The sequence below is a fragment of the Bradyrhizobium sp. USDA 10063 genome (assembly GCF_054063735.1).
Window position 1 is genome coordinate 5,772,743 of sequence record NZ_JBSSGP010000002.1, and the last position, 23,760, is coordinate 5,796,502.

A 23,760-nucleotide genomic window follows, 5' to 3' on the forward strand; every position below is an offset into this window, starting at 1 on the left:
ATAACCATACACAACTGTATGGAGGTGAGCGATGCGCGATATCCTGCTGCAATGTTCCGGCCTCGCCGCGATCGCGGCGGCGCTGATCCACGGCTACCTCGGCGAGTTCAAGGTGTTTCCGAAAATGACGATCGAACCGGCGCGGCTTCGCACGCTGATCCGGCTGGTCTGGCAGGCCGGCACGGTGGCGTGGATCGGCGGCGGCGTGCTGTTGCTCGCCGCGCCCTGGATGGCCTCGGAGGCGGCGCGGCACTGGATCGTCGTCACGCTCGCCTGCGTGTTTGCGTTTGCCGCTTTCGCCAATGCGGTTGCGACGCGCGGCCGGCATTTCGGCTGGATGGCGCTGAGCGCCGTGGTGGCGATGGCGGTCGCGGGGTATTAACCAACCCCCAACGCTGTCATTCCGGGGCGCGCGCAGCGCGAGCCTGGAATCCATTTCTCCGCCAGCGCATGCGGCACGATGGATTCCGGGCTCAACGCTGCGCGTTGCCCCGGAATGACGGACGGGGAGAATGACGGGACGGGCGAGCGAGAATCACTGCAGCGGCGGATCGCCGCTGGTGCGCTTCTTGGCGAGATCCATCTCGGTCACCGCGATCAGGATTTCGGCGCGGGTCTTGAGGTCGGGCGCTTCCAGCATCGCCTGCTTTTCCGCCGGGCCATAGGGCGACATCATCGCGAGCGCGTTGACCAGCGCCTCGTTGGGCGCGGCTTCGATGCCGGCCCAGTCGACCTTGAGATTATTGGCCTTGAGGAAGTCTGTCAGCACAGCGAGCAGCGCTTCGCGGTCGACATCCTCCTCGCCCTTGCGTGCGACGAAATCTGCGGCGAAGGAGAAGAAATCGACCTTGCACTGGCGGTACGGGGTCAGCACGCTGAGCTCCTCGACCACCTTGAAGCGCGAGACCCCGGTGAGTTCGAGGATGTAGCGGCCGTCGCCGGATTCGGCGAGCTGGGTGATGCGGCCGACGCAGCCGACGCGAAACAGCACCGGCTTCTCCTCATTGTGCGAATGCGTCCCGTCGGGCTGGATCATGCCGATCAGCCGATGGCCGTCGCGGAAGGAGTCGTCGACCATCGCGAGATAGCGCGGCTCGAAGATGTTGAGCGGCATCTGGCCGCGCGGCAATAGCAGCGCGCCAGCAAGCGGAAAGACCGGGATCACCTCGGGAAGCTCGGCCGGGCCCCGATATTCGGCATTGATCGGCATCTGCGGCCCCGGTGTTATGCGCGCACTACTGGATTATGATCCGATTGAACGAAATCGGATCATAGCCCCATCTTTTTGTTTGAGCATGATCATTTCGGAAAACCGGTTTCCACTTTTCGCTACGCGGCCCTTCGGGTCCGGATCATGCTCTAGGAGAACAGGATCGTCGAGAGCCGCTTTCGTCCCTCGACGGTCGCTTCATCCGCCCCGCCCCACGCTTCGAAGAACTGGACGAGCTGCTTGCGTGCGCCGTCGTCGTTCCACTTGCGGTCGCGCCTGACGATCTCCAGGAGCTGGTTGGTCGCCTCGCCGCGCTCGCCCATCGCGTTCAGCGCGGTCGCAAGATCGAACCGCGCCTGATGATCGAGCGGGTTGGCGGCGACTTTCTGTTCCAATTCGGTGATCGGACCGACTGACTGCGCCTGTTCGGCGAGATCGATCGCGGCCTGCACCGCCTTCACGGCCGGGTCGTTGCGCTTGGACTCCGGCACCATGCCGAGCGTCTGCTTGGCCTGGTCGATCGCGCCGGTCGTGACGTAGCATTTGGCGAGACCGGCGAGCGCGGCGATATTAGTGGCGTCGATCCCGAGCACCTCGGCATAGATCTGCGCCGCGGCCGCGGCGTCGCCTTCGGCGAGCACGGCGTCGGCTTCCTTCAGGATATCGGCAATATTCGGCTCGCCCGCGGCCGGGACGCCCTTCGTCAGGCGCTCGATGAAGGCGTTGACCTGGCTCTCAGGGATCGCACCCATGAAGCCGTCGGCCGGCTGGCCGTTGACGAAGGCGATCACGGCCGGGATCGACTGGATGCCCATCTGACCGGGGATCGACGGATGCTCGTCGATGTTCATCTTGACCAGCTTGACCCGGCCCTTGGCGTTGCTCACCACCTTTTCCAGAATCGGGGTGAGCTGGCGGCAGGGTCCGCACCAGGGCGCCCAGAAATCGATCAGCACCGGTTGGCGCTTCGACTCCTCGATGACATCCTTGACGAACGTCTGGGTGGTCGTTTCCTTGATCAGATCGCCTGCCTGCGGCGCCGGACCGCCGCCCTGCTCAACTATCGTCACGATATCCTCGCCTGATGTCTCGAAAATTGGCGCCTGTTCTAGCACGGCCGGAACTGAACACCCGTCAGCTAAATGGCGGTTTGACGCCAAATTTCAATCGGCGAACGGCCTTCCCGTTCCGCCGCAGCGCCCGGCCCGCCTTCGGCAGCCGGCAAGTCGGGGTCGCGACGAAATGCGGCCGGAGTTTGCACAGGCCGCCCGAGCCGAATCGGCCCACGGCCTGGGGTCGGAAAAGCGGGTTCCGAGGCGAAAAACGCGCCGTGCCGCGAACAAATCGCCGCTGGCCGCGTCGCTTTTGGCCCTTTCCTCCCCATTTCCGATCAAATCAGGCGATTTCGCCACCTTCGGACCTGTTGCATTCACGGTCCGCTTTTGGCATAGCTCTGCCGTTGCCGGCGAGCGATCGCCGCCATCAGGACGCGGGTGTAGCTCAGTGGTAGAGCACGACCTTGCCAAGGTCGGGGTCGAGGGTTCGAGCCCCTTCGCCCGCTCCAAATTTTCCCGTCCCCGCCGAACTGACTTTCCATCGAAGACACCTCAGGTGCTTCGCGGCTCGTCCCGTGCGGCGTGATGGATGTGCAGGATTTCGATCGCCTGACCCGTATTTCGATAGAACACGCGGTAAGGATAGCGGATCAGGGGCACAGCCCGCACACCCGGCCGTCCCATGACTTCCTGAGCGCTATCGGGCCACGGGCGATGCGGGCAACGACCGACTGGAGCCTGCTCCGAAGACCGTCATAGGCTTGGGGATAGTGGGTGGCGGTGTACTCGAGAATTGCAGCAAGGTTTTCGCGGGCCTCGTTGGTGTAGACGACCTTCATGCCGGCTTGTGCTTATCGAACAATTCTTCGATCTGCTCGCTTGTGGCGAAGCGCCCTTCGCGCGCATCCTTGAGCCCACGGTCAATTCCCCGGAGCTCGGCCGGCGTGGCTGCGTAAGCGCGTCCGCTGATCTCCGCGTCGATTTCGCGGGCAATCTCGGCAAGCTCCGCCTGCGCGGTCTCGGGCCACTTCTCCGCGCGCTCTAAGATGTCCTGGAGGCTCTTCGTCGTCATCCCAAGAATATAGCATGCGACCTGCGCATCGGCGAGGGCCAGCGTCCACCCCGGTCGAATATAACGCGCTTGCAAGCGCTGCAGCGCAACGCGAGGCCGCCGGCAAGCTTCAATCAGCTTCTTTCAACTTGTCTTGACCTTGCGCGAATGCATGCGTTCATCGCCTGCACTTCTCTGGCGCAGGAGATGTGCTAACATTTTCCGGGTCTGGCCTATCTCTCGCAGGCCGCTACGATCGTCTCGTTAGAATCATAAAGAGCCAGCCGCCCGGCTGGATAAGGGGAGTAACGCGATGCAATCGGTTTTCAATCGTTCCATTCTTGCGCTTGCCGCCATCGCCCTCGTGGCGGGGACTGGCTTTGCCAATGCGCAACAGCAGCAGGACAAGGGCAGAGCGCTGAAGAAATATGAATCCGGCACCAAGGAATTCTGGACCCATCCACCGGATGACTGGTTCCTGGGCGACGAGACCGAAGCGCAAAAGGGCCTCGCGCCGCCATCGGGACCGCCGACCGGCGCATCCGACTCCGAGCTCGCGGCGCTGATCAAGAAGATCAAGCTGCCACAGGGCTTCAAGATCGAGGTCTATGCGTCGAACGTGCTCGCCGCGCGGCAGATGGCCTGGGGCGACAAGGGCACGCTGTTCGTCGGCTCGTTCGGGCTCGGCAATGTCTATGCGATCAAGGACAACAACGGCAAGAAAGAGGTGAAGACCATCCTCAAGGGGCTGAACATGCCCACCGGTCTCGCCTTCCGCGACGGCGCGCTCTACGTGATCGCTGTCGACAAGCTGATCCGCTACGACAATGCCGAAGCCAATCTCGACAATCTCGGCCAGGGCAAGGTGGTCTATGACGACATGCCCTCCTATGCCGCGCATGGCTGGAAATATATCGCTGTTGACAAGGACGGCTGGTTCTACATTCCGTTCGGACCGCCTTTCAACATCGGCATCCCCCCGACCAGCCTCTCGCAGATCCGCCGCGTCGATCCTAAGACCGGCAACGCTGAAATCTGGGCGCTCGGGTGTGCGCAACAGCGTCGGCGGCGATGTCGATCCGCGCACCGGCCGCTACTGGTTCACCGAGAACGCGCGCGACTGGGTCAGCGACGATCTGCCGAGCGACAAGCTCAACATGATCACCAAGATCGGCGAGCATTTCGGCTATCCCTATTGCCACCAGGGTGACATGCCCGATCCGAAATTCGCGATGGGGCACAAATGCTCGGAGTTCACGCCGCCCGTGCTCAACTTAGGGGCCCATGTCGCCCCGCTCGGCATGAAGTTCTACACCGGCAATCAATTCCCACCCGAGTACAAGAACAACATCCTGATCGCCGAGCATGGCTCGTGGAACAGGCACAAGTACCAGGGCGGGCGGATCGTGCGCGTGATCGTCGGTCCTGACGGCAAGAACGCCAAGCAGGAAGTGCTGGCGTCCGGCTGGATCGAAGGCGACCAGGGCTATCTCGGCCGCCCCGCCGACATCATCCTCGACAAGGACGGCTCGATCCTCGTCGCCGACGACTGGGCCGGTGCGATCTATCGCATCAGCTACAGCAAGAAGTGAGCCGATAACGAATGGAGGCTGCGGCAGCCTGACGGTGCCGCAGCCTCTTGTTTTTGAAATCTGTCGTTCCGGATTGCGCGCAGCGCAAGTCCGGAACCCATAACCACGGGCGGGGATTATGGATTCCGGGCTCGCGACGTCGTCGCGCCCCGGAATGACGACAGCGATGGAGTGGAGTCTGACTGATGCGCCGACTGTTCGTCTCGTACGTATTTGGTGGACTGGCACTCTTGACTGCGGCCGTCACTCCCGCCCGCGCGGCCGACGTCGCCGCCGGCAAGGAGAAGGCTGAGATGTGCGTCGCCTGCCATGGCGACAACGGCATTTCGCAGACCGAGAACATCCCCTCGCTTGCCGGCCAGCCGGATCAGTTCATCCAGTGGCAGCTCGTGTTCTTCCGCGCCGGCACCCGCAAGAACGAGCAGATGCAGCCGATCGTCGAGCAGCTCAACAATGACGACATCCGCAATCTCGGCGCCTATTTCTCCTCGCTGACGCCGCCGAAGGGCCCGAAGGACGACGATCCTGATCTGTCGGAGAAGGGCAAGCAGGCCGCCGCCGGCCGCCGCTGCGCGTCATGCCATACCGACAATTATGCCGGCACCAAGGCGGTGGCGCGCATCGCCGGCCAGCGCGAGGAATATCTCGTCAAGGCGCTGCACGACTACAAGTCCAGCGCGCGCTCCGGCGGCGGCATGGCCGCGATGGCCGATGTCGCCTATCCCCTGAGCGATGAAGAGATCACCGCCCTCGCGCACTATCTCGCGCATCTCTGATCTGCGCTCCGCTGTCGTCCGGGCTTGCGCGCCGCGGCGAAGCCTCTTGGCGAAGCCGGGACCCGGGACCATAACCACAGGCGCTGATGATGTGCTCCGCGGCAACAGCTTGCGCGCGCCACCACGCCTTCCTGTGTTTATGGGTCCCGTCTTTCGACGGGACGACGGCGAGGGGCGAGGTCTAGGTGCTAACCCGCTGCAATTCATACGCCTTGAGATGCGTATACGCCGTGCGCAGCTTCGGCACCGGAATCTTGGCGGCATCGGCGCGGGCGACGAGATCGCCGATCACATGATCGGCTTCGACCGGCAGGCCGGCCTTGATGTCGCGGAACATCGAGGCGGTCATCGGTGAACCTGCGGTGGTCAGCATGCCCTTGACGCGCTCGAAGTAGGGTCTACTCGGCGCATAGCCTTCGGCGGTTGCGACCTCGCTGCACTCGTCCAGCATACCAAGCAGGAAGTCCTTGCCGCCAGGCGCGGCCAGGATGTTGCCGACGGAGGTGCGCATCAGGCTGGTGGAAGCCGCGAGCGAGGCCAGGAAGAACCATTTCTCCCACATGTCCTGCATCACCTGGTCGCTGGCGGTTGCGCCATTGATGGCGGAAAACACCTCCGCGATCGCGCGCACGCGGTCCGACATCCTGCCGTCGCGCTCGCCGAAGGTCAGCGACTGCATCGGCTGAAGCTGCACCACCTCGCGCGCTTCATTCAGCGTCGCCGCAATGGCGCAGAGGCCGCCGAGCACGTGGCTAGCGCCGAATGTCTTGTCGAGCGCGCTCAGGTGCAGCATGCCGTTGAGCAGCGGGATGATGACGGTGTTCGGGCCGACCGCCGGCGCGAACGATTTGATGGCGTCCTCCAGGTCGAATGCCTTGCAGCTCAAGAGCACGACGTCGAATTTCTCGTTCAACCTGTCCGCCTGGACGGTCGGCGGGTTCTTCAGCGTCACGTCGCCGTTCGGGCTCTTGATCACGAGGCCTGCGGTCGCGAGTTCGGATGCGCGCCTGGGGCGGACCAGGAATGTAACATCGCGACCCGCCTGCAGCAGCCGGCCACCGAAATATCCGCCGATCGCACCGGCGCCGACGACGAGAACGCGCATGGGATGATTCCTTGTTGTTGCTTGAAAGTTGTTGCTTGAAAGCTGGACAGGCCAACGGTTTTGGCAAACAGGGAGGCGACCTCCCTGCCCTTCGGGTTTTCTCCTTGGCCCTATTGTGGCGCGATCCGCGCGGCGCGTCTACAATATGATGATCATCATCATACTGTGATGATCCGCCTTTCCAGTCAAATCAAACGCTGAACCGTCTGCTTCCGCCAGACCAGCATGTAATAGCCCATCTGCAGCAGGAACATGGTGCAGAAGGTGATCGGATAGGCGATCCATACCCCCTCGATGCCGATCAGGCGGCTGAGGATGACGGCGGACGGTATCTCGACCAGCGTGATCGCGAGGGCGGAGATCAGGAGCGGCATCCAGACCGTGCCGCCGGCGCGCATCGCCCCCGAAAACACCGTCGACATCCCGAACAGGACCGAGCTCCACAGCACGATGTGCAGCAGTCCCTGCGCGAGCTCGAGCACGGCGGGGTCGGTGATGAAAAATCCCATCAGCGTGCGGGAGAACAGATAACCGAGCGTGACCAGTCCGCCGGTCAGGATCACGTTCATCTTCAGTCCGGTGCCGACGATGGCGCCGACCTGGCCGGTATCGCCGCGGCCGATCGCCTGGGCGCCAAAGATCGAGACCGAGATCGCGATCGAGAGCGCGGGAAACTGCGTATAGCTCAAGATCTGGTTGACCGCGCCATAGGCCGCCGTGGCATTGGAGCCGAAGCCGTTCACCAGCCCGAGCAGCACGAGTTCGGCGAGCGACATCACCATCATGCCGAGCGCGGCGGGAATGCCAAGCCGCAACACGATCCGAAGCAGCGTGCCGTCCGGGCGCATCGCGCGCAGGAACGCGGCATCGAAAGCCAGCGCATGACGTCGCCGGCGGAGGTGGAGATTGAGCCACACCAGCGTCAGCAGGCTCGATACCGCCGAGGCCCAGGCGGCGCTGGCGACGCCGAGATGCGGCAGGCCGAGCCAGCCGCGGATCAGCGCCGGCGTGACCACGAGGCCGATGACGGTGGAAATCGCAAGCGCGACCAGCGGCGTGAGCGTGTCGCCGACGCCGCGTAGCATCGCCGTGGCCAGGATGAAGGCGAAGGTGAGCGGCATCGTGATCATCATGGTCCGCGCGTAGGACGTCGCGGCATCGAGGATATCCACTGGCGTGGCGAGCGCGACCAGGAGCTCACGCGTGAACAACAATCCGAACAGCGCGATTCCAAGCGACAGCAAGAGCGCGATCGTCAACGTCGTGCCAGCGACTGCCTTGACCTTGTCAGGTTCGCCGGCGCCAAAGGCCTGGCCGACCAGCACCGTCGCGCCCGAGCTCAGACCCATCGCGAAGGCGATCAGGAAGAACATCACCGGAAAGAACACCGAGACGGCGGCGAGCGCGTCGACCCCGATCATCTGTCCGAGATAGATGTTGTTGATGGTGCCGAACAGCGCCTGCAGGATGTTGCTCAGCATCATCGGCAGCAGGAAGGCGAGAAAGGTCCTCCAGAGCGGCGGCGGCTTGGACATGAGGCATTCCTGTTGAAGCGAATGGTAATTGTCTGAATCGGTCGAGCCGCGGCTTTCACGTCTCCCGCTTGCGGGGGAGGTCGGCGCGTAAGCGCCGGGTGGGGGCTCTCTCCACATAAAAGAACGATCCGACTCGCGGAGAAACCCCCACCCCGCCCTCCCCCGCAAGCGGGAGAGGGAGAGCACCTCCATCGTGGCTTAGCTCCACCACCCGCTAATCCGCGTGGTCGCTGTAGGCGAGCTTGACGACGTGGTCGCGAATGTCGGGCGGCCAGTCGGCGATCTCGCCGACAAAGCGGCGGCGGTCGTCGGCGAACAGCGCGCGCGAGGCCTCCTCGAATTTCGGCAGATTGCCTGCTATCGCCGACATGAAGTGATAGGCGGCATCGCGTGCGGCGCGCTGACGGTCGCGGTCGCCGCTTACGCGCCGGGCCTCGTCCACAAGCTTGCGCAGCGCGACCGAAGCGCCGCCTGGCTGCACGTTGAGCCATTCCCAATGGCGCGGCAGCAACGTCACTTCGCGCGCGACCACTCCGAGCTTGGGCCGGCCACGGCCGCGCGGCTCGCTCGGCAATTCCGGCGTTTCGCTTGGTGGTGCTGATGTCGGCAGCCTTGCCAGGATCTCATCGTCGCTGCCGCGAAGGTCGAGATCGACGGCGCGGCCGGTCCGGTCGCAGAAGATCGCGATCGGCTCGGCGGTTTGGCCAGCCCGCTTGACCGCCAGTGCGACCTCGGCCAGAGGTCCGGAGGCGAGGCGGTGTAAGCCTTCGAAGGCTGTAAATGTCTGATTCATTTGAGATATCCGACTGACTCGCGCCCGGATATTAATACCCGGGTATAATTCAGGTGTCAATATCACCCGGGTAAATAATTTGGCTCCTCGGCCTGATCGCGAATCCCGCGATTGCCTGATAGGGAACGCTTGGTTCTTTGCATTTCGGGGGACGCCGTGCTGACCGTTCATCACCTCAACAATTCGCGCTCGCAACGGGTCCTGTGGCTGCTGGAAGAGCTCGGCGTGCCCTATGAGATCGTGCGCTATCAGCGTGGGCCCGATATGCGCGCGCCGAAGGAGTTGCTGGCTGTGCATCCGCTCGGCAAGTCACCCGTCATCACCGACAACGGCAACACCATCGCCGAATCGGGCGCGATCGCCGAATACATCCTCGGCACTTACGGCAAGGGACGCCTGATCCCGCCGCCGGAGACGCCGGAGCGGCTGCGCTACACCTATTGGCTGCACTATGCCGAAGGCTCGGCGATGCCACCGCTGCTGCTGAAACTCCTGTTCACGATGATGCCGAAGCGCGCGCCCGCGCTGCTGCGGCCGCTGGTACGCAAGGTCTCCAACCAGGTGCTGACGGCGCTGGTCAATCCGCAGCTCAAGCAGCACATGGAATTCTGGGAAGCGGAGCTCGGCAAAAGCCAATGGTTCGCGGGCAACGAGTTCAGCGCGGCCGACATCCAGATGAGCTTTCCGCTGGAAGCCGCCTCCGCGCGCGCCGGGCTGGAGGAGGGCCACCCCAGATGCATGGCGTACCTCGAACGCATTCACGCCCGCCCCGCCTATGCCCGCGCGCTGGAGAGAGGCGGGCCGTATCAGGTGGGGCGGTAGGCGGCACGCCCACCACCGTCATTGCGAGCGAAGCGAAGCAATCCATGCTTCCACGCGCGGAGACATGGATTGCTTCGTCGCTTTCGCTCCTCGCAATGACGGGAATCGTGGCCGTCACCGCTCCACCGCCGCGATCACCTCTTTCACCAGCCGCGCCAATCCGCGCATGTCGCCGGTCGGATCGACGCTGTCGCCGAGGCGCACCACGACGAGATGCTGCGTCGGCATGATGACGATGCGCTGGCCGAGATCGCCCGAGGCAAAGAAGGCGTCGCGAGGAATCCCGAGCGCGATACGGGCCTTGGCATTTCGATGTTCGCTGCGGTTGGTCCAGAAGCCCGCACCATAATCGGTCGTCAGGGTCGCGGCGGCGGAAAAGTCCACCCAGTCTTCGTGCAACAGCCGCTTGCCGCCGACCACGCCGTCATTGAGATAGAGCAGCCCGAAACGCGCCCAGTCCCGCGCGCTCGCCAGCATGTAGGCGGTGCCCTGCAGTGTGCCGCTGCCGTCGAATTCCAGCGTGACGCTGCGCATGCCGAGCGGGTTGAACAATTCGCGCCAGGCGAAGGCGAGCGTCTGTTCGGGACCACCGACGGCATCGCGAATGATCCGCGCCAAGAGTTGCGTCGACGGGCTCGAATAGTGCCAGCGTGCGCCGGGCGGCGCGATCAGGGGAGCCTTCACCGCAAAGCCGGCCATGTCATCGCGCAGATAGACCATCTGGCTCGAGGGATCGAAGCCTGAATTGGTCTCGTCCAGCGCCAGCCCGCTGGTCATGCGCATGAGGTGCTCGACCTCGATCTCGCGACGCGGATCATTCCTGCCGCGCCATTCCGGAATCGGGGCCGGCATCGACGGCGTGACCAGGCCTTGTTGCGTCAGGATTCCGATCAACGCATTGATCACCGATTTGGTCATGGAAAAACCAACCAGCGGCGTGTCGACGCCGATGCCTTTTGCATAGCGCTCGGCGATCACCTTGCCGTTATGGACGATCACCACCGCCTTGGTGCGCCGGAACGGTGGCTCGGCCGGTTCCTCGAAGGCATGATCGAGTGCCGCTTGCAGCGCCGGGTCCGAGGGCTCGACAAGTTCGGGGCCTGCGATCTCTTCGAGCAATGGCGGCGCTTTTGTCACCTTCAGCGCGTCGATATCGCTCTTGAGCAGATAAGGCGCCTTCGGGCCGTGCAGCAGCACGCATCCGAACCCATCGTGAAAGGCGGCGCGGCTTGTCAGCCATCCCGCCGCCGACGCATCGACCGTCTTGCCCGTGCGATCGAGCGCAAAGCGGAGCACCGGACGCAGTCTGCGGATGCCGGCACGCTCGATCGTTTCCGAAAACACCGTTTCCGGATCGAGGCCGGAGACGAACACCTTGGAACAGACATTGTGTGCCACCAGACCGGTCGCGACACGGATGGCGCGGTCAGGCCGGAAATAGACGGCAACCGCCACCGCGGCGGCGAACGCAATTGCTGCCGCGATCCATTTCTGCCAGCCCACAAATTCCTCCGCGCTGAAGCTGCGGTGGTTTCTACCGTGACTTCTGCGCTCCGCCAACGGAGGGCAACGGCTGTACGGTGACGCCGGGCGGCGGCACGTCGTCGTCGGGGACGAAGAAATCCGACATCAGCGCGACCTTCGGGTCGACGCGGTAGCGCTCGAAATCGCGCACGCCGCTGTCATAGAGCACCCTGTCGTCGATGCAGAACTGCCCGGTGAATTCGCGCGCCGGCTTGGTCAGGATGACGTGGGCGGCATCGCCCATGATCTCGGGCGTGCGGCTCGCGCGCATCATGGCATCGCCGCCGAGGAGGTTGCCGACCGCGGCGGTGGCGATCGTCGTGCGCGGCCACAGCGCGTTGACGGCGACGCCGGCCGATCGCAATTCGCCTGACAGCCCCAGCACGCACATGCTCATCCCGTATTTCGCCATGGTGTAGGCGGTGGAGTGCTCGAACCATTTTGCCTTCATGTCTGGTGGCGGCGACAGCATCAGGATGTGCGGGTTTGCCGTCTTCCGCAGGTGCGGGATGCAATATTTCGACACCATGAAGGTGCCGCGCGTATTGATGCCCATCATGAGGTCGAACCGCTTCATGTCGGTGGCCTGCGAGTTGGTCAGGCTGATCGCGCTGGCATTGTTGACGCAGATGTCGATGCCGCCGAATTCGGCGACGGTCCTGTCGATCGCCTCGATCACCTGGGCTTCGTCCCTGATATCGCAGACAACAGGCAAAGCGTTGCCGCCGGCGGCGAGGATCTCGTCGGCGGCGGTGTAGATCGTGCCTTTCAGCTTCGGATGCGGCTCGGTGGTCTTGGCGGCGATTGCGACATTGGCGCCATCGCGTGCCGCCCGCAGTGCGATCGCAAGCCCGATGCCGCGGCTCGCACCCATGATGAACAGCGTCTTGCCCTTCAGCGACGTCATGGCAAACCTCCGGTCCTAGTGTGAGATACCATTTGGTTGGCTCGCTGTCGCCGCGAACTCAGTGCACCTCTCCCGCTTGCGGGGGAGGTCGGCGCGCAGCGCCAGGTGGGGCTCTCTCCACTTAGAGAGCGTCAATTGTGGAGATACCCCCACCTCAGCCCTCTCCCGCAAGCGGGAGAGGGAGCGCAGCTCCGTCGCGGCACAACTTGATCTCATCATGATTCAGCCATCTGCATGCAGCACACGTCCGCGCGTCTCCGGCAGCGCGTAGGCGGCCAGGAAGAATACAGCATAGGCGGCGACGGCGAAGATCGCGATCGCGTTGGCGAGCGAGGTCGTGGTCGAAAGCGCGCCGACGAGATACGGGAACAGCGCGCCGATGCCGCGGCCGAAATTATAGCAGAAACCCTGGCCGGAGCCGCGCAGCCGTGTCGGGTAGAGCTCGGTCAGGAACGCGCCCATGCCGGAGAAATAGCCCGACGCGAAGAAGCCGAGCGGAAAGCCCAGCACCCACAGCAACTCGTTGCTGATCTCCACTTGCGTATAGACCAGCACGACCGCGATGGCGCCGAGCGAGAAAGTCAGGAACAGGTTCCGACGGCCGATGCGATCGGCGAGCCAGGCGCCGACGAGATAACCGATGAAGGAGCCGATGATCAACGCGGCGAGATAGCCGGTCGAGGTGACGATCGAAAGGTGGCGCTCGGTGGTGAGGAAGCGAGGGACCCAGAAGGTGATGGCGTAGTAGCCGCCCTGGCAGCCTGTCGCCGCCAGCGACGCCAGGATGGTCGTCTTCAGGATCGGTCCGTGGAAGATCTCCCACAGCGACGGCCGGTCGCCCTCGGCCTGCTGCTTCACGCGCGTCGCCGCTGCGATCTCCGGCTCGGTGACATAGCGGCGCAGATAGAACACCAGGAGCGCCGGCAGCGCGCCGATCACGAACATCCAGCGCCACGCGATCTCAGCGGGCATGATCGAGAACAGCACCGCCTGCGCGAGCACTGCGAGACCCCAACCGACGGCCCAGCCCGATTGCACCGAGCCGACCGCGCGTCCGCGATATTGCGGCCGGATCGCTTCACCCATCAGCACTGCGCCCGCCGCCCATTCGCCGCCGAAGCCGAGGCCCAGAATTGCCCGCGCGATCAGGAGCTGGTCGAAGTTCTGCGCGATCGCGCAGATCAGCGAGAAGAACGAGAACCAGAGAATGGTGAGTTGCAGCGTCCTCACGCGACCGATGCGGTCGGCAAGGTAGCCGCCGAGCCAGCCACCGACGGCGGAAGAGAGCAGTGTCACCGTACCCGCAAGGCCCGCGGTGCCGGCATCAACCTTCCACAGCGTGATGATGGTGCCGATCACGAGCGGATAGATCATGAAATCCATGCCGTCGAGCGCCCAGCCCGAGGCGCAGGCCCAGAAGGTGCGCCGCTCCTGCAGATTCATGTCGCGATAGAAGGCGAGCAGGCTGGTGTCGTGGATTTCAGCGATTTCCATCGCCTTCGATGGATCCGATGTCGTCATGCGTGAGGTTCTCCGGGAGTTTCTTATTGGCCGCGCCTATCGCACGCGGCGGGTTCGCGGGAAAGGTAAATTTATCGCAATGGTTCCGCAAATGCGCGTCTATCGGGCTATACCGATCCTCCCGCTTTCCGCGTCATTGCGAGCGAAGCGAAGCAATCTATGCCGCCGCTTGTGGAGAGATGGATTGCTTCGCTTCGCTCGCAATGACGGGGAGAGAGCGTACGGCCCGGCTTGTCAATACCCCGCCGCCTCGGCGCCGCGGGTGCGGGGATCGGGGGCGCCGAGCGGACCGTTCGACGTCACCAGGATCGAGTTGGCGGAGGAATAGCCGAGCGGCTCGACGATCTTGTGGCCTTTGGCGCGGAGCTCGGCCAGCACGTCGTCGGAGAATCCCTTCTCGATCCGCACTTCATCCGGCAGCCATTGATGATGCACGCGCGGGGCGGCGACAGCGGCGGCGATGTTCATCTTGTAGTCGATGACATCGACGATCACCTGCGTCACGGCGGAGATGATGCGGCTGCCGCCGGGCGAGCCCGTCACCAGCACCGGCTTGCCGTTCCTCAGCACGATGGTCGGCGACATCGACGATAGCGGCCGTTTTCCCGGACCCGGCAGATTGGCCTCGAAGCCGACCAGGCCGAACGCGTTGGAAGCGCCGGGCGCAGCGGTGAAATCGTCGAGCTCGTTGTTGAGCAGCACGCCGGTGCCCTCGGCGACGAGGCCGACGCCATAGGGGAAGTTCAGCGTGTAGGTGTTGCTGACCGCATTGCCGCTCTCGTCGACCACGGAATAATGCGTGGTGTTGGAGCCTTCGCGCTGCGGCGGCATCGCGGCCGCCTCGGCCCACGGCGTGGCGCGCGTAAGGTCGATGGTGGCGCGCTGCCTGGCGGCATAATCCTTGGCGAGCAGGGCGACCGTCGGCGCGTTGATGAAGGCGGGATCGCCGAGATAGCGGGCGCGATCGGCATAGGCGCGCTTCATGGCTTCGATCATGACGTGGAGCGAAGCGGCAGAACCCTGCCTCATGTCGGACATCTGGAAACCCTCGAGGATGTTCAGGATCTCCAGCAGTACGATGCCGCCCGAGGACGGCAACGGCATCGAGATGATGTCATAGCCGCGATAGTTGCCGCGCACCGGCGTGCGGATCACGGGCTGATAGGATTTCAGATCATCCGGCGCCAGGATGCCGCCGGCGTCGCGCACGGCGTTGACCAGTTTTTCCGCGACCGGCCCCTCGTAGAAGCCGCGCGGGCCCTGTTCGGCGATCGCAGTGAGCGTGGTTGCGAGGTCGTTCTGGATCAGCGTGTCGCCTTCATGCAGCGGCGAACCATCCAAGCGGGAAAATGTCCTGGTCGAGTTCGGCCAGCGTGACATGCGGCGATACATATCCGGCAACGTGTCCGCGATGTCATCCGCAACGGGAAATCCGTCGCGCGCGAGATCGATCGCGGGTTTGATGATCTGCGCCAGTGTGAATTTCCCGGAGCCATATTTCTCGAGCGCCAGCGCGAGACCGGCGACGGTGCCAGGCACGCCGATGCCGAGCGCGGAATTGCGCGACTTGTCGGGATCGGGCTTGCCCTCGGCATTCAGGAAAATGTCGCGGGTAATGGCGCCAGGGGCGGTCTCGCGATAGTCGATCGCAATACCCTCAATGCGATCGGCCTGGTGGATCACCATGAAACCGCCGCCGCCAATATTACCGGCGCGCGGATAGGTGACCGCCATGGCAAAGCCGGTTGCGACCGCCGCATCCACGGCATTGCCGCCCTGTCGCAAGACGTCTGCGCCGACGCGGGCTGCGAGTTTTTCCTGCGCCACCACCATGCCATGTTCGGCGGCGACGCCGTGCACAGTGTCGGCGGCCGGTGGCGTGTAGAAGCGGCGCTGCTCCTGCGCGGCCGCCGGCATGATCGTGAAGACCACGAGCACGACGGCCGCGACAATTCTGCGCCAATCGTTTGGGGAAGCTGCCATCAATATTTCGCCGCGGTTGGAGCCGAAGTGAAGGGCTCGCGTAAGCGCCGCATGCTATAGGGATTTGAGGCCGACAGGCAAAGCGCCTGTTTGTGATTGGGCAGGACGATTTTCGCATGGACATGGCGATCAGCGGTGCAGGCAACGCGGAGTTGCCGAAGCAATATCCAAGTCGAGCCGCCGTCGTCAGTTGGATCTTTTTCGACTGGGCCGCGCAGCCCTATTTCACGCTGATCACGACCTTCGTCTTCGCGCCCTATTTTGCGGGCTTCGTCGCGCCCGATCCGGCGAGCGGCCAGGCGATGTGGGGCTTTGCCACCGCTGCCGCGGGGCTTGCGATCGCGCTGCTGTCGCCGGTGCTCGGCGCCATCGCGGACGCCAGCGGCCGCCGCAAGCCGTGGATCGCCGGTTTCGGCGCGCTGCTCGTGCTCGGTTCCTCGCTGATGTGGATCGGCCGGCCTGGCGACGCCAGCATCATCCTGCCGCTTCTGTTCGCTTATGCACTCGCCTCTGTCGGCGCGGAATTCGCCACCGTCTTCAACAATGCGATGATGCCGACCTTGGTGCCGCCGAACAGGATCGGGCGGCTCTCGGGAACGGGCTGGGCCACCGGCTATGTCGGCGGCGTGCTCAGCCTGTTCCTCGTGCTCGGCTTCCTCGCGGCGAGCCCCGATAGCGGGCGCACGCTGCTCGGTTTCAAGCCGCTGTTCGGGCTCGATCCCGCCTCGCATGCGGGCGACCGCATCACCGGACCGTTGACCGGCCTCTGGTTCATCCTGTTCGTGATGCCGCTGTTTCTGTTCACGCCGGACTATCCGGCAAAGCGGCCGGTGCGGCAGGCGCTGCGCGAGGGTTTGCGTGAGCTGAAGCAAACGCTCGGCGAACTGCCGAAGCGGAAATCGGTCGCGACCTTCCTGCTCGCCAACATGATCTATGCCGACGGCCTGGTGTCGCTGTTCGCGTTCGGCGGCATCTATGCTGCCGGCACCTTCGGCTGGCGCACGATCCAGATCGGCACGTTCGGCATCATCCTGGCGATTGCCGGCGTGTTCGGCGCCTGGCTCGGGGGCAAGCTCGACGATCTCCTGGGGCCGAAGCGCGTGATCGCCGGCAGCCTCGTGATCCTCCTGTTCGCGATCACGGCGATTCTTCTGGTCGACAAGGATTCGATTCTGTTCGTGCAGGTCGCGCCACCCGAGCCCGGCGGCGCGCTGTTTTCGGGCGCGGCCGAGCGCGCCTATCTCGTGCTCGGCTGTTTGATCGGCGCCGCCGGCGGGCCGCTGCAGGCAGCCTCGCGCACGCTGCTGATTCATCTCGCGCCGAAGGACCGCATCGCGCAGTATTTCGGATTGTTCGCGCTGACCGGCAAGGTGACGTCCTTCATCGGCCCGCTATTGATCGGCGCGATCACCGCGGCAACCGCGAGCCAGAAGGCCGGCATGGCGGTGCTGGTGCTGTTCTTCCTGGCGGGGCTGGCGCTGATCACGCGGGTGCGCGACTAAGCCCCGCTGTCGTCCCGGCCTTGAGCCGGGACCCATAACCACCGGCCTGAGTTGGTGAAGCGGCAACTGGCCTCAGCGCACAAAAGATACATCACGCGGTATGGGTCCCGGCTCAAGGCCGGGACGACAGTGTGTAGCGTGGATGGAGTGCAGCGTAATCCGGGCTACGCTTAACCGCTCAATGCCGGAAATGCCTGACGCCGGTGAACACCATGGCGATGCCGTGCTCGTCGGCGGCCTTGATCACTTCATCGTCGCGCACGGAGCCGCCGGGCTGGATCACCGCGGTGGCGCCGGCTTCGATGCAGGCGAGCATGCCGTCGGCGAAGGGGAAGAAGGCATCGGAGGCGACGACCGAACCCTTGGTCAGCGGCTCGGCGAGCTTCAACTCGGCGGCGGCGTCCTGCGCCTTGCGCGCGGCGATGCGGGCGGAATCGACCCGGCTCATCTGGCCGGCGCCGATGCCGACGGTGGCGAGATCCTTGGCGTAGATGATTGTGTTCGACTTCACGTGCTTTGCCACGCGGAAGGCGAATTTGAGATCGCGCAGCTCGGCATCCGACGGCGCGCGCCTGGTCACCACCTTCAGCGCCATGTCGTCGACCACGGCATTATCGCGGCTCTGCACCAACAGCCCGCCGGCGACGGTCTTGGCGGTGAGGCCAGCGGCCCGCGGATCGGGGAGGCCGCCGGCGAGCAGGAGACGGAGGTTCTTCTTCGCCGCGACGATCTTGATCGCTTCATCGGTCGCGTCGGGTGCGATGATGACTTCGGTGAAGATCTCGGTGATCGCGCGCGCAGCGTCCGCATCGAGCGTGCGGTTGACGGCGACGATACCGCCGAAGGCGGACGTCGAATCGCAGGCCAGCGCCTTGCGATAGGCGCTGACGAGATCGGCGCCTTCGGCGACGCCGCACGGATTGGCGTGCTTGACGATGACGCAGGCGGCGGTGCGCTTGGCGTCGAACTCGCCGATGCATTCATAGGCCGCGTCGGTGTCGTTGATGTTGTTGTAGGACAGTTCCTTGCCCTGTACCTGCCGCGCGGTGGCAACGCCGGGACGCTTCTCCGGCGTCGCGTAGAAGGCGGCGCTCTGGTGCGGGTTCTCGCCATAGCGCAGTTTCTGGATCAGCTTGCCGCCGAAGGCACGGAAGTCCGGCGCCTCGGTCTTCAGCTCCTTCGCGAACCAGTTCGAGATCGCCGCATCATAGGCCGCGGTGCGGGCATAGGCCTTCGCGGCGAGGCGACGGCGGAGCGCGAGCGTGGTCGCGCCCTTGTTGGCCGCGAGCTCGTCGAGCACCGCCTGATAATCCTGCGCCTCGACGATGACGGCGACGTCGTCGTGATTCTTCGCCGCGGCGCGGATCATCGCGGGGCCGCCGATGTCGATGTTCTCGATGCACTCCTCGAAGCCTGCGCCCTTCTCGACGGTCGCCTCGAATGGATAGAGATTGACCACGAGCAGGTCGATCGGCGCGATGCCGTGGGCCTGCATCGCCGCCGCGTGCTCCTTGTTGTCGCGGATCGCGAGCAGGCCGCCATGCACCTTGGGGTGTAGCGTCTTCACCCGGCCGTCCATCATTTCAGGGAAACCGGTCAGCTCGGAGACGTCTTTCACGTTCAGCCCGGCCGCAGCGATCGCCTTGGCAGTGCCGCCGGTGGAGACGAGCTCGACGCCATGGACGGCGAGCGCGCGGGCGAACTCGATCAGGCCGGTCTTGTCGGAAACGGAAAGGAGGGCGCGGGTGATGCGGCGGGTCGTGTCAGTCATGGGCAAGATCCTCTGTTAGGGAGTACCTATGCCCAGGCGCGCGGCAGATATATCCCGCGCTTCCCGATGGTGCTCCATCCAAGGTCGCCAGTCGCGCGAGCGAGTGGTCGTTAGCAGCTTTCGACGATCTTCACAACGGCCCAATAGATCTGAACAGCGCGCGTCTACAGCGGCAGTTCCGGCTCGCGGCGGGCGTTGCGGCGGGCAGTGGTCTGGGCTGCCGAGGTGGCTGAGCGGACGAAGCTCCAGCGGATGGTCGAGACCTGCCTTGCGTCCTGCCGGATCACGATCTGGGAGGTCCGGCGCGGGCCGTCATTGCCGGCGAGGAACACGCTGTCCTCGAGATCGACCTTGTCGTCGACGGCCTCGAAGGTCCAGACATCGCGGTTCGGCAGCACCAGCATCACGCCGCGGGCGTCGGAAAGCCGGCTCGCCTTCACCGAGGGGTGCAGGTGAAACCGCAAGGCATACTCGCTGTCGTGGCCCCGGATGCGGCCGCCGGGCGGTGGCGACAGCGTGTCCTCGCCGTCGAGCCTGGAGCCGTCATGGGCGGCCATCAGCACGCGGTGGTGGATGACGCCAAAGCGCGAGAGATAGCCGTCATGCGAGGTGGTCAGCACATCGCCATTGCTGACCGCCTCGCGATAGCTCTCGACATTGCTCGGACCGCTGGTGATCGGCGCGCCCTTGAGCAGGCGCTTCATCGCCGACATCTCGACGAACTGGCAGGACGAGGTGTCGTGATACGTCAATGTCGAATGCGCCGCCGTCGAGCGCGCGAACGGCCGCCAATTGTCGCGACCGGTGGTCGGCATGCCGCAATTGACCACGATCCGGCTCGGTCCGGATGAAAGCTCGAATGAGAGACATCCGGCATGGGCATCCTGGCTGACGCTGGGCGGTGGCGGCGGGCCGGTATCGACGATCACGGTCATGTTGCCGGCATCGAGCCGCTGATAGCCGGTATGCGGCATGCTCGCCATCGGCGAGCCGTGGGCGTCGTCATAGGCCAGCAGCGTCGCGACAAGGTCGGAGGGCGCGGTGCTCATGCCGTTGAACAGCGCGAAGCTGCCGTCGCCATGGCGGAAGAAGCGCAGCATCGGCATCATGCGGTCGATGGCGTTGAGCAGCGCCGGCGGCGGGGCGATGTTTCGGGCGGCGAAGGTCTGGCGCAGCGGCAGCATGTCGCTGAGCAATTCCACCAGTGCGCCGGGATTGCGCGAGATGTGGCCGCCATCGGGCAGGATCTGCCGCTGCAATTCGTCGGACAGCCGCCGCGTCGTCGTGCGGATGTAGCGGGCCTGGTTGGCGAGGCAGAGCGAGGCGTAGCACAGCGCGATCAGCACCTGCAGCCGCGGCACGCCATCGACGACATCGAACATGCCGTAGCGCAAATAGCGGATCTCGCGCCCCAGCCCGCGCAGATATTTCCGGTAGAATTTCCCGTCGGTATCGCTGAGCACCAGCGGCGCCTGCGACAACAGCGAGATGACGCGGCGCGCCCGCACGTCGGCGCGACGCTCCAGCGGCCGCCTGCGGGACGCGTTCGACATCCAGTCGTCGATCAGGGAACGCGCATTGGCCCGGGTCAGCGCGGTATCGGCGACGCGCAGATGGCGCAGCCAGCCGAAGCCGAGCAGGGCCGCTTCCCAATCGTCCGAGGGCGGTTCGAGATCGAAGATCGAGCGGCCGTGGCAGGTCACGATCTTGCCGGCAAACACAAAGCGGCCGGCATAGATTTCCGCGGCGCGGGTGGCGTCCGCCGTGCGCAGGTCGTGCGGGGCGATGATCAGGCGGTCGGTGCGGCCGGGCCACAATCGCGACAGCGCGACGGTTCCGCCGCTGGCGCGCGCGACCACGCTGCGCGCGAAGCGGCCAGCGATCAGCGTCGAGATGCGTCTGCGTTGGGCGACGGACACGCCTAACCTTTGAGGGGAGAAGGGATTCTGGCGAATCCTTTTAATCCGGAAACGCCGCCAAGACACCATCTTGAAACGGCGCGAATCAGGTGCGGGAACGAAAATCCAATGAAATCAGGATTTAACCAGCCGCGCGGCGTAGAATCCGTCCAATCCGCCCAGCCTGGCATCGGCATGGGGCAGATGGCAGGGCAGCGTGCGCAAGTCGCCGTCGGCAGTGACAAGCTCGGAGAGGCCGGCGACCTCGCTTGGGCTGATCGGCACGCGGCGCAGGCCTGATTCGCTACCCAGCAGCGCCGCGATGGGTTGCTCGCCCTCCTCCGGTTCCAGCGAGCAGGTGCAGTAGACCAGCGTTCCGCCTGACTTGAGCAGCGTGACCGCCTTTTGCAGCAGCCGCTTCTGCAGCGCGGCCAGCGTCGCGATCTCGGCCTCCTGCCGCAGCCAGGCCACATCCGGATGGCGGCGGATGGTGCCGGTCGAGGTGCAGGGCGCGTCGAGCAGGACGCCGTCGAAGCCGCCGCCATCACCCGGCCACTCCACGGCGTCGGCAACGATGCACTCGGCTTCGAGCCCAAGCCGCGCGAGGTTGTCGCGCAGCCGTGCCATCCGCGCCGGCGAGCGATCGACGGCGGTCACCTGCGCGCCGGCATAGGCGAGCTGCGCGGTCTTGCCGCCGGGCGCAGCGCAGAGATCGGCGATCCGCTTGCCCTTGATGTCACCGAACAGCCGCGCCGGAAGTGCCGCGGCGGCGTCTTGCACCCACCATTGCCCTTCGGGGAAGCCCGGCAGCATGGTCACCGAGCCGTGCAACAGCGTGCGCACGGTTCCCGTCGGCAATGTCTCGCCGTGCAGCCGGCTCGCCCATTGCGCGGGATCGGATTTCACCGTGAGGTCGAGCGAAGGCTCGTTGGCGATGGCAAGCGCCATTTCGCGCGCGGTGGCTTCGCCGTAATGGGCGGTCCAGCGCGCGAGCAGCCAATGCGGAAGATCCAGCGTCTGTGTCTTGACCTCGTCGACCAGCGCATGGCCCTCGCGCGCGCAGCGGCGCAGCACGGCATTGACGAGGCCCGCATATTTCGCGGCGCGCCGATCCGACTGCACGAGCCGCACCGACAGATCGACCGCGGCGTGATCGGGCACATCCATCCACAGGATCTGCGCGGCGCCGATCAGGAGCGCGCTCTGCGCGCGCGGCGCGTCGGTCGGGATGCCGCGGTCGAGCAGGCGCGACAAGAGATGGCCGAGGGTTCCGAGCCGGCGCAGGATCGTCGACACCAAGCGACGCATCAGCGCGCGATCGCGATCGGCAAGCGTCTTCAGGCCCGGATGAGCGCCGGTGCCGTCGAGCTGGTCGTCGAGCGTGCGATGCTTGTGCAGGACGCCGTCCAGAATATCGGCTGCGATCCGTCGCGCCGCGAGGCCGGGCACTTCGATCGACGCTGCAAATCTTGAAGGGGGCATGGAGCAGGAATATCTCAGTCGGGGAAAGCGGATAGCGCCTCGGCTCATGCCATCTTGGGGAAGGGAGGACAGCTCTGGCATGCGAATATGCCAAATGTAAGAATCGGTCTTCTAATTTCGTGATCGTGATGCCAAAGGTTTGCGGATGTCCGCGATATAAAATCTGTTGCAGGAAGGCCGTATCATGACCGAGCATGCGTCGCCGCCGGAACGCAAGCCGTTGACGCCGGCGGCGCAACGCGCGCTCGCCGAAGCCGAAGCGCGACGGAAGGCCGCGGAAGCAAGCGCCCGGCCGATGCAGAAGGAGGTTCAGGGACCGAAGGGACCGGAACCGACGCGCTACGGCGATTGGGAGAGCAAAGGCATCACGTCGGACTTCTGACTCGTCAATCTGTTGTCGGTTCATCCGACTCGATTTCGATTTGGAATGATCTCATTTCACTTTTCCGGATCATGCCCTAGCGTGGAGCAATGCTTTCCCGCGAGCGAATCACCCCATATCGGCCATCGTTTCGTCGCTCTCCATTTGGCCGTCGGTTTTCGGCTGCCTTGCCGTGGGTGTTCGTGGTCGGTATTGCGCTCGGCGCGATGCTGCCGATCCGGCAATGGGTGCCTTGGCAGCTCCCGCATTGGGTGAGTGGCCGCGTGCAGGATGTCGACGTGATCTGGCAGCGCGGCGGCACGCCAGATGTCCGCCGCACGGTCGACGTTATCAGGACGATCGACGGCGACACGTTCGAGGCGCGCGTGCATCTGGAGCAGGGACGCGATCTCATGACCCACGTCCGCTTGCGCGGCATCGATGCGCCGGAGTTGAAGGCCTCATGCCAGGAGGAATTGGAAAGGGCCGAGGCTGCGACCAATGCCTTGCGCAGCCTTCTCGGCCAGGGCGGCGTTGTGATCTACAATATCGGTCCGGACAAATATCAGGGACGCGTCGTCGCCGACGTCGCGACCAGGCGCACCGACAACGTGTCGGCGGCACTGCTGGCGGCAGGCCATGTGCGCAGCTACAATGGCGGCCACCGTTTTGGCTGGTGCGCGAGGAGCCGGCGCTTCTGGCAATGAAAAAAGCCGCGCAGCGGCGCGGCTCTTGTTTATTCGCGAGCTTCGATCAGCTTAGTGCAATCGCGATCAGGTTGACAGGCAGCCCCGGTGAAGCTGCGCTCCCTCTCCCGCAAGCGGGTGCCTCCGCATTGGGACTCCCCAAGTGGATAGAACCCTCACCCGGCG

Annotated in this window: 19 protein-coding genes, 1 tRNA gene, 1 pseudogene and 1 riboswitch; of the genes and pseudogenes, 8 read left to right on the plus strand and 13 right to left on the minus strand. The window is 64.7% G+C overall.

Translation table 11 applies throughout. The features are described 5' to 3' along the window. The first annotated feature begins 31 nt into the window (after nt 1-31). Nucleotides 32-382: a hypothetical protein gene (locus ACVJGD_RS29450; RefSeq protein WP_456637514.1), complete on the plus strand. Its 351-nt coding sequence runs from the start codon at nt 32-34 to the stop codon at nt 380-382. A gap of 153 nt (nt 383-535) precedes the next feature. Here the strand turns inward: ACVJGD_RS29450 and ACVJGD_RS29455 are convergent, their stop codons facing one another. After that, nucleotides 536-1,210, minus strand: a complete 675-nt coding sequence (locus ACVJGD_RS29455; protein ID WP_456637515.1) for an LON peptidase substrate-binding domain-containing protein — start codon at nt 1,208-1,210, stop codon at nt 536-538. Between the two features lie 149 nt (nt 1,211-1,359). Further along, entirely contained in the window at nt 1,360-2,280 is a 921-nt protein-coding gene (trxA, locus tag ACVJGD_RS29460) for a thioredoxin (RefSeq protein ID WP_456637516.1), read from the minus strand. Between the two features lie 419 nt (nt 2,281-2,699). On the opposite strand from trxA, the gene ACVJGD_RS29465 reads away from it, so the two are divergent. Next, a tRNA-Gly gene (locus ACVJGD_RS29465) sits at nt 2,700-2,774 on the plus strand. A 326-nt stretch (nt 2,775-3,100) separates the two neighbouring features. On the opposite strand, the gene ACVJGD_RS29470 is transcribed toward ACVJGD_RS29465, so the two are convergent. Then, complete coding sequence (locus tag ACVJGD_RS29470) at nt 3,101-3,337, minus strand: hypothetical protein (protein WP_456637517.1); 237 nt, start codon at nt 3,335-3,337, stop codon at nt 3,101-3,103. 292 nt (nt 3,338-3,629) lie between these two features. Here ACVJGD_RS29470 and ACVJGD_RS29475 point away from each other — a divergent pair. Both ACVJGD_RS29475 and ACVJGD_RS29480 read left to right on the plus strand, forming a co-directional pair. Then, nucleotides 3,630-4,908, plus strand: a pseudogene (locus ACVJGD_RS29475) (PQQ-dependent sugar dehydrogenase). A 185-nt stretch (nt 4,909-5,093) separates the two neighbouring features. After that, entirely contained in the window at nt 5,094-5,684 is a 591-nt protein-coding gene (locus ACVJGD_RS29480) for a c-type cytochrome (protein WP_456637518.1), read from the plus strand. Nucleotides 5,685-5,865: 181 nt separating this feature from the next. Here ACVJGD_RS29480 and panE read toward each other — a convergent pair whose 3' ends face one another. The 3 genes from panE to ACVJGD_RS29495 all read right to left on the minus strand — a co-directional run bounded on the left by panE (nt 5,866) and on the right by ACVJGD_RS29495 (nt 9,117). Then, nucleotides 5,866-6,789 carry a 2-dehydropantoate 2-reductase gene (panE, locus tag ACVJGD_RS29485; protein ID WP_456637519.1) on the minus strand — a complete coding sequence of 308 codons (924 nt, stop codon included), beginning with the start codon at nt 6,787-6,789 and terminating at the stop codon, nt 5,866-5,868. Nucleotides 6,790-6,974: 185 nt separating this feature from the next. Continuing rightward, nucleotides 6,975-8,324: an MATE family efflux transporter gene (locus tag ACVJGD_RS29490; protein ID WP_456637520.1), complete on the minus strand. Its 1,350-nt coding sequence runs from the start codon at nt 8,322-8,324 to the stop codon at nt 6,975-6,977. A gap of 214 nt (nt 8,325-8,538) precedes the next feature. Further along, nucleotides 8,539-9,117, minus strand: coding sequence for a DUF2239 family protein (locus tag ACVJGD_RS29495; RefSeq protein ID WP_456637521.1), 579 nt, complete (start codon nt 9,115-9,117; stop codon nt 8,539-8,541). Nucleotides 9,118-9,273: 156 nt separating this feature from the next. Here ACVJGD_RS29495 and ACVJGD_RS29500 point away from each other — a divergent pair, with 156 nt between their 5' ends. Beyond that, nucleotides 9,274-9,939 (plus strand): glutathione S-transferase, encoded by a 666-nt coding sequence (locus tag ACVJGD_RS29500; RefSeq protein WP_456637522.1) that lies wholly within the window; start codon nt 9,274-9,276, stop codon nt 9,937-9,939. Between the two features lie 114 nt (nt 9,940-10,053). Here the strand turns inward: ACVJGD_RS29500 and ACVJGD_RS29505 are convergent, their stop codons facing one another. The 4 genes from ACVJGD_RS29505 to ggt form a co-directional block, all read right to left on the minus strand. Further along, on the minus strand, nt 10,054-11,442 hold the full coding sequence (locus tag ACVJGD_RS29505) for a serine hydrolase domain-containing protein (protein WP_456637523.1): 1,389 nt from the start codon (nt 11,440-11,442) through the stop codon (nt 10,054-10,056). 31 nt (nt 11,443-11,473) lie between these two features. Beyond that, nucleotides 11,474-12,370 (minus strand): SDR family oxidoreductase, encoded by an 897-nt coding sequence (locus ACVJGD_RS29510; RefSeq protein ID WP_456637524.1) that lies wholly within the window; start codon nt 12,368-12,370, stop codon nt 11,474-11,476. A gap of 222 nt (nt 12,371-12,592) precedes the next feature. Further along, nucleotides 12,593-13,891: an MFS transporter gene (locus tag ACVJGD_RS29515; RefSeq protein ID WP_456637525.1), complete on the minus strand. Its 1,299-nt coding sequence runs from the start codon at nt 13,889-13,891 to the stop codon at nt 12,593-12,595. 234 nt (nt 13,892-14,125) lie between these two features. Then, entirely contained in the window at nt 14,126-15,808 is a 1,683-nt protein-coding gene (gene ggt, locus ACVJGD_RS29520; protein ID WP_456640412.1) for a gamma-glutamyltransferase, read from the minus strand. A gap of 182 nt (nt 15,809-15,990) precedes the next feature. Between ggt and ACVJGD_RS29525 the strand changes: the two genes are divergently transcribed. After that, complete coding sequence (locus ACVJGD_RS29525) at nt 15,991-17,376, plus strand: MFS transporter (RefSeq protein WP_456637526.1); 1,386 nt, start codon at nt 15,991-15,993, stop codon at nt 17,374-17,376. A gap of 178 nt (nt 17,377-17,554) precedes the next feature. Here ACVJGD_RS29525 and purH read toward each other — a convergent pair whose 3' ends face one another. The 3 genes from purH to ACVJGD_RS29540 all read right to left on the minus strand — a co-directional run bounded on the left by purH (nt 17,555) and on the right by ACVJGD_RS29540 (nt 22,527). Then, nucleotides 17,555-19,147, minus strand: a complete 1,593-nt coding sequence (purH, locus tag ACVJGD_RS29530) for a bifunctional phosphoribosylaminoimidazolecarboxamide formyltransferase/IMP cyclohydrolase (protein ID WP_456637527.1) — start codon at nt 19,145-19,147, stop codon at nt 17,555-17,557. Between the two features lie 23 nt (nt 19,148-19,170). After that, nucleotides 19,171-19,252: riboswitch (ZMP/ZTP riboswitch) on the minus strand. A gap of 59 nt (nt 19,253-19,311) precedes the next feature. Further along, complete coding sequence (locus ACVJGD_RS29535; protein WP_456637528.1) at nt 19,312-21,066, minus strand: heparinase II/III family protein; 1,755 nt, start codon at nt 21,064-21,066, stop codon at nt 19,312-19,314. 114 nt (nt 21,067-21,180) lie between these two features. Further along, nucleotides 21,181-22,527 carry an RsmB/NOP family class I SAM-dependent RNA methyltransferase gene (locus ACVJGD_RS29540; RefSeq protein WP_456637529.1) on the minus strand — a complete coding sequence of 449 codons (1,347 nt, stop codon included), beginning with the start codon at nt 22,525-22,527 and terminating at the stop codon, nt 21,181-21,183. A 184-nt stretch (nt 22,528-22,711) separates the two neighbouring features. Here ACVJGD_RS29540 and ACVJGD_RS29545 point away from each other — a divergent pair, with 184 nt between their 5' ends. After that, nucleotides 22,712-22,909, plus strand: coding sequence for a DUF1674 domain-containing protein (locus ACVJGD_RS29545; protein ID WP_456637530.1), 198 nt, complete (start codon nt 22,712-22,714; stop codon nt 22,907-22,909). A 176-nt stretch (nt 22,910-23,085) separates the two neighbouring features. Next, nucleotides 23,086-23,595: a thermonuclease family protein gene (locus tag ACVJGD_RS29550; RefSeq protein WP_456640413.1), complete on the plus strand. Its 510-nt coding sequence runs from the start codon at nt 23,086-23,088 to the stop codon at nt 23,593-23,595. Nucleotides 23,596-23,760 lie beyond the last annotated feature (165 nt).